Here is a 14,035-nt window from a genome sequence, read left to right as displayed (position 1 = left end):
GGCGAGCAGTACATTCGGGTGAAGAGCGATGATATCCGGCATGACCCGCAGCAGATGATGGACGCCCTTGAGCGGTATGATCCTTCCCATGAACAGAAGCACGTCCCTGTCCTGCCAGCCTCTCGCCAGTCTCAGCGCTTCCCTGCGCGCGGCTCCCTCCGGCTCCCAGCGGGAAAGAAATCGCGCCGTGTCCACGCCGATATGCACGACTCTCAGCTTGTGCGCGGCCTCGGGAACCCGGCCTTCCACCGTATCCCGCAGGAATTCGCTGTTGACGATGATTTTTTCCGCGGCCGCAAAGCTCCTCTTCAGCCTATCCCTGCTGATGGCTTTCGGTCCAATGAAGGAGGAGGAGTGCAGGTTGATCCATATTCTCGCATCGGGATGGCTCCGCTTCATCTTGAGCGCATAGCCGGGACGATTTTCCACTTCGATGAGATCCGGGCGGAACAGGCGAATCGCTCGGCTTACGCAACGGAGGTAAACGGCCTTGTCGCGGGCGGGAAACCGTTCGCAGCGAACGCCTCCAATCTGTCCGACAGCTCCGAGTCCGGCACCCGAGCGGCCGTAAATCCGCGCTTCCGCTTGCCCCGCCACCAGAGGCGCCATCTTCTCGATAACGCGTTCCACGGAGCTACTGCCGGCAGAAGGGATGGGAAAGGATCCCGGCGTGACGAAAGCGACCTTCGGCCTCTGCAACTTGCTTCTCCCCTTCCTGCATAAAGCTTGCTGCTTCAGCATATTCTCCGACTGGAGAACCCGAAAGGGCCAAGCGTCCTGCCATGGCAGCAGCCTCGTCGTCGTAGGCTTCATCACAAAATCGCCGCAAACCCAAAGGCCGGATGCTGTCCGAGCCTGCGTACCGGACGGCTGATGTCGTTGCAAAGGATGGTTGGGCACTTCTCCATACGGTGAATATATACCCACGAGTATAATATTATCATCCCAATCCAGAACCAGTTCCAGATCGCAGTGGATCGAACTGAGCCAAGGAGGAAACCCAATCATGAGTCCATCCCCAACATCCTTTCCCCGAACCAGCCCTGCATGGAAGGCTCTCAACACAATCGCCTTCGCCCTAGTGATCGTCATGAACGCTCTCGCCGTCCTGCTCCCTCTGGGAGGAAAAACGACCAAGGAGCTGTCCGGCCAATACCCGCTTCTGCTCACGCCGCCGGGATATGTCTTCAGCATCTGGAGCCTGATCTACCTGCTCTTGGCCGGTTTCATCGTCTACCAATGGACTCCGCAGGGCAGCTCGCGCAGCAGCGTCCGCTCCATCGGCTTCTGGTTCGTGCTGAACGGGCTGGCCAACTCGGCATGGATCGTCGCCTGGCATTACGAGCATGTCGGGCTCAGCGTCCTCATCATGCTGATTCTGCTCGCGTCCTTGATCGTCCTCTATGCCAAAACACAGCGCCCTTCTTCGAGTGCGGCGGCAGGCGAGCAGCTGCTGGTCCAGCTTCCGTTCAGCATCTACATGGGGTGGATCAGCGTGGCGACGATCGTCAACGTCTCGGCCTGGCTTTACAGCCTGGATTGGGACGGCTTCGGCTGGGGGGATCAGGCTTGGGCTTTGATCGGACTTGCAGCAGCCGCCTTGCTCGGCTTGACCGTCGGCTGGTTTTTCCGGGATCCTTATTATGAGCTTGTCCTCGTATGGGCCTTCATCGGCATTGCCGGGAAGGACGCCCAGCCTGCCGCTGTCTCGACAGCAGCCTGGGTTCTTGCCGCCCTGCTCGCGGCGTGGGCCGTCCTTCAAGCCGTCCGCCGCTATCGCTTCCATTCGCTGAAATAACTCCCTCAAACCCCCGATTTCATTGCTTTGTCCATGCGGATGTGGCACACTAGTCGGGACGGCCTATGCCGGCATAGGTCCGCTAGAGCAGCGGAACCGAGACCGCCGCATGGCTGACAGCGAAAGGACGTGAAGAGCGGAGGCATGTGGACCTGGTTATTCCGCCATATGACGGAGCTCGGATCCCGCAAATGGATTTCCCGCCTGACGGGAAGCTTTGCTAAATCCAGAGCCAGCCGGGGATTTATCCCCCGTTTTGCCCGCACGTACGGCATCCGTACCGAAGAAGCGGAGCGAGCAATCCAAGAATACGCGACATTGAATGAGTTTTTCACCCGCAGGCTGAAGCCCGGCATGCGCCCCGTGGACGATACCGCGGACATGGCGGTAAGCCCGGTCGACGCGCTTGTGACGGGAGCCGGCCCTATCCAGGACGGCACGATGCTGGGCATCAAGGGGCAGGACTATACGGTCGAGGAGCTTCTCAACGGCTCGCCCCGCATCCAGAATTATCGCAACGGCTATTATGCGGTTCTTTATTTGAGCCCGACCGATTATCACCGCATCCATGTGCCGGCCGACGGCGTCATCGTGGAGCGGGAGCATCTGCCTGGACGCGTGTATCCGGTGAACGAATTCGGCCTCACGAGAATGCGCCGCGTGCTGAGCCGCAACGAGCGGCTTGTGACGTACATGACCCACAATGGCGGCGAGATCGCCATCGTCAAGGTCGGCGCGCTCAACGTCAGCAGCATCCGGTACACCGAGCCTCAGACCGCCGATGTCCGGCGCGGCGACGAGCTGGCCTACTTCGAGTTCGGCTCCACTGTCGTCCTGCTGTTCGAGGACGGCACGTTCGAGCCCCGTACAGACCTGGCCGTCGGCCTCAAGGTCAAGATGGGCGAACAGCTCGGCAAGCTGTCATCAACCTGAATGAACGTCAAAAAGCCGCTCCGCTTACGGATTCTCATCCGTGCGGAGCGGTTTTTTGAAGCGGATGGCTTGCGCGCAGATTAGACGCAGGCCGAGAAGAACGCTCAGATCCAGAATGTCGGATACCTTCGATTCGGATCCAGATTATTCACTACCAATGCGGCCAGCACGATGACGATAGACCCGATCAGCACCGGCATGACGAGGAAGCTCCATCCGCTGCCGGCCATGATGACGATCAGCGGATCGGCCCCGGCCGGCGGATGCGTCGTGCGGGTCAGCATCATGAGGCCGATCGCAAGCCCTACGCCGGCAGCCATGACCCATACGCCCCCATGGAACAAATGAGACAGGATCAGACCGATCAGGGTCGACAGCAGATGGCCGCCGACAATATTTCGGGGCTGCGACAAAGGCGCGTCCCAGACGCCGAACGCAAGCACGCAGCTGGCCCCGAACGAAGCCATGAGCCACGCCGACGAGGAGGCTTGCGTGAGCAGGGCGAGCACTGCGATTACGGCAAAACCTCCTGCGGCGCCGATGGCGGCATTTCTGGGGCTTGCCTTCAACGCGCTTCTCCCGCCGCCCTTCATTTTGGACCAAAAAGTTCCCGCTTCCATTGCACACCTCGCTTAAAATCACCATTGCCTCGTCATATGGTTATATTTGAATCCGATTCCCCTGTCAATCTATCATCCCCTTCCTTTATATAGGAGACAAGGAGACTGCCCGGCAAAAAAACGCCCTGAACCGGTAAGCCCGATTCAGGGCGTGCGCATGACCTTATACCGCCGTCAGCTTGACGACCATGCTCTTGAAATCGCCATGCAGCAGGGGAAGCGGAATGCCGTGATGCATGAGCCTGTCTCCGGCCGACGCGTCCTCCGCCGCTCCCGGCAGCTTCGCAGCGGCTGCTTCGGCATCCGCCGCCGTCTGCAGCTCTGCTACCCGGTAGGAAGCGTCCGGATCCAATCCGGCCAGCCGAAGCCTGCGCAGCGGAGCGTTCGGCTCCGCCAGCGTCCGGAACCAGAATACGACCGCTTCGCGGCGGTCCTCCGATACCATCATCCAGGCCGTCTCGTTGCTCTGGAACGGACTTTTCAGCCGGTACAGATCGCCGGTCTGAATCAGGCCGCGCAGCTCCTTGTAGGCCGCTACCTGTCTCTTCACGATCTCTTTTTCCTGCTCGCCGAATTTGGTCAGATCGAGCTCGTAGCCGAAGTTGCCCGACATCGCCACATCGCCGCGCATTTCCAGCGAAGCCGTCCGTCCGACCTGATGGTTGGGCACGTCCGATACATGCGCGCCGATCGAGCTGACCGGATAGACCATGCTCGTGCCGTACTGGATTTTAAGCCGCTCGACCGCATCCGTATCGTCGCTCGTCCACGTCTGCGGCATGTAATGCAGCATCCCGGGATCGAAGCGGCCCCCTCCTCCGGAGCAGCTCTCGAACAGGACGTCCGGGAAGGCGGTCACGATGCGCTCCAGCAGCTCATACAGGCCGAGCATATAGCGGTGGGCGACTTCCATCTGCCCTTCCGCCTCCATGAGCGCAGAGCCGATCTCCGTCATGTTGCGGTTCATGTCCCATTTGACATAAGTGATCGGACAGCTTCCCAGAATGCCGCTGATGGCCTCGAACAGGTAGTCCCTCACATCCTGGCGGGACAGATCGAGAATGAGCTGGGAGCGCCCTTCCGTGCGTCTGCGGCCTGCGGCATGCAGGCACCAGTCCGGATGCGCCTCGTACAGCTCGCTCGCCGGAGAAATCATCTCCGGCTCGAACCATAGGCCGAACTGCATGCCGTGGCCGTTGACGCGCCGGACGAGATCCTCCAGGCCGGCCGGAAGCTTGGCGCGGTCCACGACCCAGTCGCCCAGCGAGCTGTTGTCGCTGTCCCGCTTGCCGAACCAGCCGTCGTCGAGCACGAACAGCTCGATGCCGAGCTCGCTCCCCGCCTTCGCGATCGCCTCGATCTTCTCCGCGTTGAAGTTGAAGTAGGTCGCCTCCCAATTGTTGACGAGGATCGGGCGGGGCTGATCGCGGAACTTGCCGCGGCAGAGCCGGGTGCGGTACAGGCGGTGGTAGGTCCTGGACATGCCGCCGAGTCCTTCGGAGGAATAGACCATGATCGCCTCGGGCGTCTGGAAGCTCCCGCCGGGCTGCAGCCGCCAGGAGAAATCAAACGGATTGATGCCGATGCTTACCCGGGTCATCCCGAATTGATCCACTTCCGCTCCGGCCAGGAAGCTGCCGCTGTAGACGAGGCTGAAGCCGTAGGCTTCTCCCTGTTCTTCCCCCGTATCCGCCCTGACAAGCGCGGCGAACGGATTCTGCTGATGGGAGCTCGACCCGCGGCGGCTTTCCAGGGAAGTCGCCCCGGCCGCGACCGGCCTGCGGACGACATGCCGCTCCCTTGTCCACGCGCCGGACAGATACACGAGTTCATAGTCCTGCTCATGGAAATCGACGCTCGCGCTCAGCGCCCGGAGAATCTTCAGCGGCTTGGCGGACGCATCCAGCTGGAGCCGGGATGAACGGGCCAGGACGCCGGCATCCTTGAACACGGTGTAGGAGAGAATGACATTGAGCCCGGAGTAGTCGTCGCGCAGGACCAGCTCCAGCGTGTCGGCTTCATCTTCCGATTCGGCATAGACAGCAGGCAGCCCCTCCAGACCAGGCTTGCCCTTGGAGATCGAGTACGAATCGTAGCGCAGCTCCGTGATCCGGGTCCCGTCTTCAAGCTGCACCTGGTAGGCCGGAGCGCGGAAGTCGCCCGTTCCGTACTGGGGATATTCCTGCGGCAGCGCGTCCAGGGAGATCGTCCGGTCCTCCGGGAACGGAGTCGGGGAGAAGGAAGCTCTCTCGACCCTGCTCAGCATGCTCTCGAAACCCGCTTCGTCCCGGAGACGGCGGCCCCAATACAGATGGAGAGGGAAGCCGTTCAAAATTTGAATGACATAGCTCATCTTGCTGGAGTAGAGATGAAAAACGTGTTCCTTTTCGTGGTAGGTTACCGGCATGTCTGAGTCTCCTATTCGATTGATTTCGATGCTGCGCCGCAGCTTTCGCGGACGATGAGGCGGGTATTGACCATGAGCTGCAAGGAAGCCTCCCGGCCTCCGAGACGATCGAGAAGCAGATGGACCGCAGAGCGGCCGATCTCTTCCGGGAAGGCTTGGACGGTCGTCAGAGGGGGCTGGAGATACCCCGATATGTCCATGTCGTTGAAGCCGACGAGCGCCATCTCCTCCGGCACCCGGATTCCCCGTTCCTGCAAAGCCTTCAATGCTCCCACGGCGATCGGGTCGCTGCTCGCAAAGCAGGCTGTGGGCCGCTCCCCCGAATCCAGCAGGCTTTGCATCGCCGCATAACCGCCGGCCGGGCTCCATGCCGCCGTCCGTATCCACTCCTGACGCAGCAGCCCCTTCTCCTTCATCGTCCGTTCGAACTGGATTCTCCGGAAGTCATGGCGAACAGGCGGCTCCGGACTTGCGCTCATGCGGACCGGGTACTCTTCTCCCGCCAGTAGGCCGATTTTGTCGCGGCCAAGCCCCAGAAGATGCTCCAGAACGCCATTGACGGCTCCTTCAAAATTCAGCCGGACACTGTCATGCCTGCCGTCGTCGAAGTGATTGTTGACGAGCACCAGCGGCGCTCCCGGAGGAAGGAGGCGCTCCAGATCGTCCGGCATGAAGCTGCCTGCCGCGATCCAGCCGTCGACTCCGGATAGATCCGGCTCTTCTCCGCCCGTATAACGCAGGACGACAGGCTGAGGCAGGCCCAGCTCCTCCGTGCGCAGCTCCATTCCTTTGCGGATGAGCGAGAAGTAGGAATCCTGCTGCTCGTCATCCGAAGACAAAGTCAGCAGCAAGCCCAGCCGCTTCCGGGACGCTGTCGACTCTTCCCGGAGCTTTTTCATCTGCCGCGGCTTGTAGCGCAGCTTTTCGGCGGCGGCAAAGACGCGCCGCCTCGTCTCTTCGCTTACGGAAAGCGCAGCGTCATAGTTCAGCACCCGGGATACGGTGGCGGCGGATACCTTTGCTTCGTCGGCAATTTCTTTTAAAGTGGCCATATACGCACATCGCTTTTAGTAAATTTTTTAGTAAATCTTTACGCAATACTTTACCAAAGATAGAGGGCGGTTTCAATCTCTTCTTTCTCCCGGTCAACAGCGGATCGGACGGAAATCAGGTCAAGCTTGACGGCTGTCTTCCCCATTCCCCGCAATCCCGCTCCACTGTTCGGCGACAGCCTGCATGCCTTGGGCGATCTCTTCCTCCTCCAGGTGGGCAAAGCCGAATAGAGCGAAGTGCTTGTCCTTATTTCCTCCAGGCTCGCCCGCGAAATAGCTGCTCCCGTCATGCCAGGCGACTCCCCCTTTTCGGCAGCTCTGCAGCAGCCGGTCGTAATCGGCGCTGCTGCCCGTCCATTCCGCATATTGATGCAGTCCTGCATCGGAGGGGCGGAAGCGGAACGGAGTTCCCTCCAGCTCGTCGAGTCCCCGGTGGAGAGCTGCCAGCCTTCGTTTGTACTGGCGTTTCATCCTCCTCAGATGCTTGGCATAAGAGCCTTCCGCGATGAAGCGGGCCAGCGCCATCTGCTCCAGCTGCCCGGAAGCGTAGGGTTCATAAAACGCTTTCGCCTGGGCGAGCCTAGGAGCCATCCAGGACGGGACGACAGCATAGCCGATTCTCAGCCCGCTGTACATCGTGCGGGAGAAGCTTCCCAGATAGATGACCCGCCCGTTGCGGTCCATCGCCTTGAGAGGCTCGCCCAGCCTTCCCGAATAGCGGAACTCGCTGTCGTAATCATCCTCAATGATAATCGCGCCGCGGCGCTCCGCCCAAGCAAGCCATTCCTTCCTTCTCCCGGCGGACAGAACCGTCCCGGTCGGGAACTGGCGGTTCGGCGTCAATGCCGCTATCGCAGCATCCCAGTTGCCAGGAATCGCTCCGCATTCATCCACTGCCGCCTGAATGAGCTCGGCCCCGGTTACGGAGGCCGCTTCCCGGATGCCGCCATAACATGGATATTCCAGCACGATGCGCCGGCCCGGCTCGGCCAGAATTTGAAACAGCAAGGCCAGCCCCTGCTTGGAGCCGCTCGTCATGACAATCTCCTCTGGAGAAGCGGCGATTCCCCTCTCCATATAGAGCATAGCGGCCACAGCTTCCCTGAGCCGGAATAGGCCGGAGCCGGGGATCTCCCTGTAGCCGTCAGGAAGATTTTCCTGCATGCATTCCCGAACGGCGGCATGAAGCGCGACCTTCCATTCCTTTACGGGAAACAGGCGAAAATCGGTCTGTCCCGACTGGAACAGCTGCTGACCGAACGTACGGCCTGCTTGCTGGGATTCAGGAGCAAAAGGAGGAGGGCCTTCTTTGTCCGCTTTCAATTCGTCCAGCCTGTTGAACCATGTCGACAGCAGCTCGGAGGGCTGCTCCACGCGCTCCGGCCTTGCCGAAGGATAAGGGATCCGCTGCGAAACATACGTGCCGCTGCCCCGCTCTCCCTGAATGTAGCCTTCCGCATACAGCATGTCATAGACCTGAGTAACCGTCCCTCTCGATATTCCGTACAGCTCGGCAAGAGAACGGGAGGATGGAAGGCGTTCCCCTTCCTTCAGCTGTCCGCTCCGGACGGCATCGCGCAGCGAATCGTACAGAGCCGCTCTTTTGCTCCCGGATTGGAGGAAATAACGTTCAAAAGCCAACCGAATCTCCATACCTCTTCCTACTCCTTGTCAAGTGGTCTATTTGAATGGGCTTTAATTGGATCTTATCTTGTATCCACTTTAGTTGTAATGTTCAGCTAGAGCAAGCCGCACGGCTTCTTTTTCACCCTGCTTCCGAAATGGACTTTGCCTCTGAAAGCCGGCGGTCCAAGGCCGGGATGAAACGGCAGGACAGACTTAACGAGGGGGAATAGACAATGAGAAGGAAAGAATTCGATCAAAGCCGCGATCAGATCGAGCTGGAGGCTTTCTTGAAGGAGATGACATTCGGCTTCATGGCCAGCATCCGGCCGGACGGAACTCCGGGAATTACGCCGCTTAATTTCGTGTACCACAAAGGAAATCTGTACTTCCATGGGAGCAGGGCAGGGGAAAAAATGAAGAGCATCGCGGCTTCCGGGGAAGTCAGCTTCTGCGTGGCCAAGGAATACGCCCTGATCCCTTCCTATTTCTCGGATCCGCTCCTCGCTTGTCCGGCTACAGCCTATTTCAAATCGGTCCTTTTGCGGGGAACGGCGGCTCCGCTGGACAATCTGGAGGAGAAAGCCGAAGCGCTGGAAGCGATGATGGCCAAGCTGCAGCCCGATGGCGGCTACAAAACGATTAGCGCCGAAGATCCCGACTACATTCCTCGCCTCAAAGGCGTTGCCGTCGTCAAGCTGACCGTCTCTTCCCTGTCCGCCAAATTCAAATTCGGTCAGAATCTTGCGGATGAGGAACGGGAGGATGTTGCACTCAAGCTGGAGCTGCGCGGCTGCCCGTTCGATCATGAAACGGCATCGCTGATGCGGCATTATGCCCCGGGAAATAATGAAGAGCTCCAGGACTAGAGACGGTATTTCCCTCATGAGGTCTATGCCTGGAAGAATGGAAGCCTGACATCGATAGACAAATGAATTCAATGCGATCAGAGAATGAAGCCTGCCGACCCGTTCGAAAAGAAATGAAGCTAAAACCCATTCCCGAAAGTCGCAGAATTAGAGAAAAGGTAACCCTTCAGCTTCTGTTCTTGTCTAAAGAACAAAAAAAGTGCGCCCCTGCCATCGCGAGATGACAGAGGCGCACTTTGTTCATGATTGGAGCTTAGGAAGCTTGGAGCAGGCGGGAGATGATGACAGCCGCTTGCGCACGGTTGGCGATGCCTTTCGGTGCGAACTGGCTGGCGTCAACGCCGGTCAGAATGCCCGCATCGGTAAGCTGGGCAACCGATTCCTGAGCGTAGGAAGCGATTTTGCCTTTGTCCTTGAATTTGGACAGAGCGGCGTTTTTGTCGACCTTGGCAAGCTCATGCTGAAGCTTCAGAGCATTCGCAGCCATGATCGCCATTTCTTCACGCGTAATTTCACGGTTCGGCTCGAATTTGTTGTTGCCGGTTCCCTTCACGATGCCGGCTTTGACAGCCGCTGCGATCGCTTCGGTATACCAAGCGTCTTTCTTGACGTCCGTGAACGTTGCCGTTCCCGCATCGTTCAGGCCGTAAGCGCGAACGAGCATCGTGATGAACTCGGCGCGGGTCAGGTTTTTCAGAGGAGCGAATTTATTTGCGTCTACGCCCTTCAGAATGCCTTTTGCCACGAGTTCTTCGATGGCGGACTTAGCCCAAGCGACGTTGCCGAGGTCGGTGAATGCAGGCACCGGAATCGGAGTCGCGCTCGGTGCTGGCGTCGCGGATGGCGCCGGTGTTGCGGATGGTGCAGGCGTTGCGGATGGCGCAGGCGTTGCGGATGGTGCAGGCGTTGGTACAATTACCGGAGGCGTCGTTGTTCCCGAACTCTTGATGTTCGTAATCCGACCTTCAATGGAAGCCGTTACCGCGCCTTTTTTGAACTTGGTGAGAATGTAATCGTAGAAGCCTTTCAAGTCGCTGTCGCCTACAACTTTGTTCGATGCCTGCGTCAGGACTTTGTAGTTGTCCCCGCCGGCAGCCATGAAGTCGTTGACTACAGCTGTGTACGTTTTGTTCGGATCGAGCTGCGTTCCATCTGCCAGAAGCAGGCTGGTTACACGGTTTTCGACAGGCAGACCGAAGTCGGCGATATATTTCAGGCCGGAAATCTGCAGCGTCTTCGTGTTCGGTGTTCCGTCAGCGTTCAAAGCCCATTGTTGTTGAAGCAGGGTTTTGACTTGGGCGCCAGTCAGAGACAGCTTCACGAGCATGTTGCCGAAAGGCTGTACCTTCGCCAGGTCGCCGTAGGTGATCGAGCCTTTCGGCAGGTCGGCGCGGATGCCGCCCGGGTTCATGAACGCGAAGTCCGCAGGACCATTGGATCCTTCGAATGGAGCGTTGCGCATAGCGTCTGCAATCAGGTTGCCCAGCGAGGATTCGCTGTTGTAGGCATCCGTTCTCGTGATGGAGCCGTCCGTCGTGCCTACGGATTCCGTCAGTTCAGGATGCTTGTCGACGTACTTCTTGATCAGAGCGGCCGACTCGGCATCCGGAGTAACGCCTTCTTGGAAGGTTGTCGTTACGACAGCGGATTTCTCTTTGACATCGCCCGTCTTGTAGTCGATAACGAGCTTGATGTCTTCGTATGCGGAACCGTACGAGTAGGCTTGTACGACCAGCTTGCCGTTGATGACTTGGTTGGCATAAGCGTGATCGTCGCCGGCTACGATGACGTCGATCGGGGAGTTCGCAGGAAGCGCGTTCGCCAGATCCACAGCCTCGCCGACTGTAGTCGTCGTGCCAGCCGTCGTCGTCGTTTTGGCCGGGTCATGAGCCAGGACGATGATGGTTTCTACGCCTTGAGCCTTGAGCTCGGCAGCATATTTGTTCAGAGCTTCGACTTCTTCAGAAGCGGAGAGGAAAGATACTCCAGCCGTACCCGATGGGGATACCTTGCTAGGCGTTGCTTTCGTTACCGTACCGATGAAGCCGATTTTCACGCCGCCAACTTCTTTGACTACATAAGGAGTGATCAGCGGTTTTTTGGTCGTGTTGTCGATGACGTTCGCGTTCACGTAGTCGAAGTCGACGCCGCTGTGCACGATTTTGTCGTTTTTAGGATCTTTGCCGCCGTACAGCTGGGCTTTCAGCGCATCGATCCCTTGGTCGAACTCATGGTTGCCGAGGGAACCGACGTCGAACTGCATCATGTTGAGCCATTCCAGGGTCGGCTTGTCGCGCTCGAGAGCGGATACCGGAGCGGATGCGCCCACGGAGTCGCCGTTGTGGAAGAGGATGGAGTTCTCGTACTTAGCGCGGGCATTTTTCAGGTATGTGGCCAGGATCGGCGCCGTACCTGCCGCTTTGTTGCTCACGGTGGAGACGGTGTCCAGCTGTCCGTGCAGATCGTTGATGCCGAGCAGATGGACTTCAACGTCTTTTGTCGGAGCCGGAACGGCCGCTTTCAGACGATCCAGCGTGAAGATGCCGAAGCTGGAAGCGTCCATCGTGTTCGTGTAGGATACTCCCTGCGGAAGCACATCGGCTGCTTTAGGAGCCGAAGTGAACGTAACCTTCACGTTGCCGTTGATAGGCAGGATCGACCAGTTGCCGTCGGCGGAAGGGTTCACCGTGCCTTGCTTCTCGATGTATTCCATCAGAACTTCACGGTTCTCTTTTTGGGTGTCGAGAATCATGTCGGCTCCCTTGACGCCCGGGAAGTTGCCGCCGCCGCTTGCGCGGTAGTTGTTCGTCACGACGATGAATTCCTGGTTCGGGTCGACCGGCTTGCCTTCGAACGTCAGGTCGACGACGCGGCTGGAGTTCGCGTTGGCGATCGAGCCGTCCGGGTTGTATTTCGCCGGTTTCGTCACGTCGTATTTGTAGTTGACGCCATCGATGACATCGAAGTTGTAGACGGCGAATTTGGAGTTCAGAATCGGCTGGGCAGCCGATTTGCGCGGGCTGATCGTGTTGAACGCGCCTGCGCTCATGTCCAGCCAGTCCTTGATGACGGAGCCTTTGACCTTGATCGCCTTGAGCGTGTTGTCGTACAGGTACAGGTCGCTCGCGCTGCGGATCGTCAGGTCGCCCTGGCTGATATCCGTATATTCCGAAGGGCCGTTGCGGCCGGCTTTGAACGGCGCTCCAACGCTCAGAATCGGCAGATTCTTAACTTCAGCCGAAATGTCGGCGTTGCCGGCCAGCTCATTTTCGACGAACCACTTCTGGGCGTTCGTCACGATTTGGACAGTCGGATCATCCTGCACCATGGCGAAGAAGCTGTTCATCGGAGCGGAAGTCGTTCCGAGCTTCTTGCCGGTGTAGTCGATGGTCGCTTGGTGAGCGGCGCCAACGGCATCCTGGACGGCTTTGTCCGGCTCGACCGTAGGAACGTTCACCGTCTTGCCGGCGGAGTCCTTGTCGGTTTTGTAGATGGAGCGGGTCTGGGCTTTGGAAGCCGCTTTGTCGACCGCCCATTTGCCGTCGCCAGCAGGAACCACCTTGAGGTTGATCAGGCCGAGGTACGCGCCTCCGAAGCCCGCTTGTACGGCCGGTGTGCCGTTGATGCGGCCGTTGACATTGTCGACGACGGCTTTGGAGTTGTTGTAAGGCAGCTTCGTATCGGGATCGATGAAGCTCGCATCCAGCGCGCCTGTCGTCGGGAAGACCTTATGGGAGTGGGAGAACGTGACTGCATCGATGCCCGCGACTTTCGTCAGGGCGTTGATAGCATTCTCCTCCATTTGGCCTTCGGTCGAAGTCGCATCGAAGCCCGAATGGGCCATGGCGACGACAACGTCAGCCTCGTTGTTGTCCCGGATTTCCTTGGCGAACTTCGCAGCCGTTTGGGAAATATCCTTCGTTTTCACTTTTCCTTCCAGGCTGACCTTGTCCCACTCCATGATTTGCGGAGTTACGAGGCCGATCAGGGCGACGCGGATCGTTTGATCCATGCCGTTCGCGTCCTTGACATGCTTGTCCAGCACGACGTAAGGCTTGAATGCGTTCTGATCGTTGCTGTCGTCGCCGTCGTGATCGTCGATATAGATATTGGCGTTGACGTACGGGAAGTCTGCGCCAGGGAGGGTGTCGTATTTCGGATTGTACTGGCCGATCGTGCGCTCCAGGAAATCAAGGCCATAATTGAACTCATGGTTGCCGAAGGTAGCGGCGTCGTAGCCCATGGCGTTCAGAGCGGCCATCATCGGATGGATGTCCGTCGTATTGTCCGGAGTAAAATCGGAATGCTGGGCTACATAAGTACCCAGCGGCGTTCCTTGAATCAGGTCGCCGTTGTCCAGCAGCAGATTGTTCGGGAATTCGGCGCGGGCATTCTTGACGAGCGTTGCTGCACGGTCAAGACCTACCGTGAGGGAAGGCGCGTTTTTGAAGTAGTCGTAGCCGTACACGTTGGTGTGTACATCCGTCGTGCTCAGCAGTGTCAGATCGACTGGCGCGGCTGCGGCTGCGGCATGAGCCTTGCCCGTCGTCAGAACGCCTGCCCCGATGACCTGCGCGGACAGCACGGCGGCTGCCAGCACGGAAGCGGTCGGCTTGTTCCATTTCGGCTTCCAATTCATAGAAATATGAGTCCTCCCTTATTGTTTCGTACTTCGACATTATAGCAGTCGAAGAAAAACGAAAATCATAGAAAGCATAAATTATTCCTAAAGG

Annotated in this window: 9 protein-coding genes; 3 read left to right on the top strand and 6 right to left on the bottom strand. The window is 58.5% G+C overall.

Annotated features, from left to right (window positions below):
• Positions 1-630 (bottom strand): glycosyltransferase (locus VE23_RS27555; protein WP_232317032.1); only part of this gene is annotated, 630 nt, incomplete at its 3' end.
• 376 nt (positions 631-1,006) lie between these two features.
• Between VE23_RS27555 and VE23_RS24320 the strand changes: the two genes are divergently transcribed.
• Positions 1,007-1,798, top strand: coding sequence for a TspO/MBR family protein (locus tag VE23_RS24320; RefSeq protein WP_069202522.1), 792 nt, complete (start codon positions 1,007-1,009; stop codon positions 1,796-1,798).
• A 144-nt stretch (positions 1,799-1,942) separates the two neighbouring features.
• Entirely contained in the window at positions 1,943-2,731 is a 789-nt protein-coding gene (gene asd / locus VE23_RS24315) for an archaetidylserine decarboxylase (RefSeq protein WP_049869425.1), read from the top strand.
• A gap of 104 nt (positions 2,732-2,835) precedes the next feature.
• Here the strand turns inward: asd and VE23_RS24310 are convergent, their stop codons facing one another.
• The 4 genes from VE23_RS24310 to pdxR form a co-directional block, all read right to left on the bottom strand.
• Entirely contained in the window at positions 2,836-3,351 is a 516-nt protein-coding gene (locus tag VE23_RS24310) for an HPP family protein (RefSeq protein ID WP_021878286.1), read from the bottom strand.
• A gap of 163 nt (positions 3,352-3,514) precedes the next feature.
• Positions 3,515-5,758, bottom strand: a complete 2,244-nt coding sequence (locus VE23_RS24305) for an alpha-galactosidase (protein ID WP_049869424.1) — start codon at positions 5,756-5,758, stop codon at positions 3,515-3,517.
• An 11-nt stretch (positions 5,759-5,769) separates the two neighbouring features.
• Entirely contained in the window at positions 5,770-6,810 is a 1,041-nt protein-coding gene (locus VE23_RS24300; RefSeq protein WP_049869423.1) for a LacI family DNA-binding transcriptional regulator, read from the bottom strand.
• A gap of 120 nt (positions 6,811-6,930) precedes the next feature.
• On the bottom strand, positions 6,931-8,463 hold the full coding sequence (gene pdxR / locus VE23_RS27160; protein ID WP_049869422.1) for a MocR-like pyridoxine biosynthesis transcription factor PdxR: 1,533 nt from the start codon (positions 8,461-8,463) through the stop codon (positions 6,931-6,933).
• A gap of 206 nt (positions 8,464-8,669) precedes the next feature.
• Here pdxR and VE23_RS24290 point away from each other — a divergent pair, with 206 nt between their 5' ends.
• Positions 8,670-9,302, top strand: a complete 633-nt coding sequence (locus tag VE23_RS24290; protein WP_049869421.1) for a pyridoxamine 5'-phosphate oxidase family protein — start codon at positions 8,670-8,672, stop codon at positions 9,300-9,302.
• Between the two features lie 253 nt (positions 9,303-9,555).
• On the opposite strand, the gene VE23_RS24285 is transcribed toward VE23_RS24290, so the two are convergent.
• Positions 9,556-13,941 carry a bifunctional 2',3'-cyclic-nucleotide 2'-phosphodiesterase/3'-nucleotidase gene (locus VE23_RS24285; RefSeq protein WP_048746848.1) on the bottom strand — a complete coding sequence of 1,462 codons (4,386 nt, stop codon included), beginning with the start codon at positions 13,939-13,941 and terminating at the stop codon, positions 9,556-9,558.
• Between the last annotated feature and the right edge of the window lie 94 nt (positions 13,942-14,035).

Source organism: Paenibacillus sp. D9, assembly GCF_001188365.1.
GTDB classification, from domain to species: Bacteria; Bacillota; Bacilli; order Paenibacillales; family Paenibacillaceae; genus Paenibacillus_O; species Paenibacillus_O humicus.
The sequence above is the reverse complement of the archived record's forward strand: the minus strand, read 5'-3'. Positions and strand labels throughout refer to the sequence as shown.

What these genes read in the sequence shown, in the direction of transcription:
- VE23_RS24305 (WP_049869424.1), bottom strand. Translation starts at nt 5,758, where the DNA reads ATGCCGGTAACCTACCACGAAAAGGAACACGTTTTTCATCTCTACTCC.
- VE23_RS24285 (WP_048746848.1), bottom strand. Translation starts at nt 13,941, where the DNA reads ATGAATTGGAAGCCGAAATGGAACAAGCCGACCGCTTCCGTGCTGGCA.
- VE23_RS24310 (WP_021878286.1), bottom strand. Translation starts at nt 3,351, where the DNA reads ATGGAAGCGGGAACTTTTTGGTCCAAAATGAAGGGCGGCGGGAGAAGC.
- VE23_RS24320 (WP_069202522.1), top strand. Translation starts at nt 1,007, where the DNA reads ATGAGTCCATCCCCAACATCCTTTCCCCGAACCAGCCCTGCATGGAAG.
- VE23_RS24300 (WP_049869423.1), bottom strand. Translation starts at nt 6,810, where the DNA reads ATGGCCACTTTAAAAGAAATTGCCGACGAAGCAAAGGTATCCGCCGCC.
- VE23_RS24290 (WP_049869421.1), top strand. Translation starts at nt 8,670, where the DNA reads ATGAGAAGGAAAGAATTCGATCAAAGCCGCGATCAGATCGAGCTGGAG.
- pdxR (WP_049869422.1), bottom strand. Translation starts at nt 8,463, where the DNA reads ATGGAGATTCGGTTGGCTTTTGAACGTTATTTCCTCCAATCCGGGAGC.
- asd (WP_049869425.1), top strand. Translation starts at nt 1,943, where the DNA reads ATGTGGACCTGGTTATTCCGCCATATGACGGAGCTCGGATCCCGCAAA.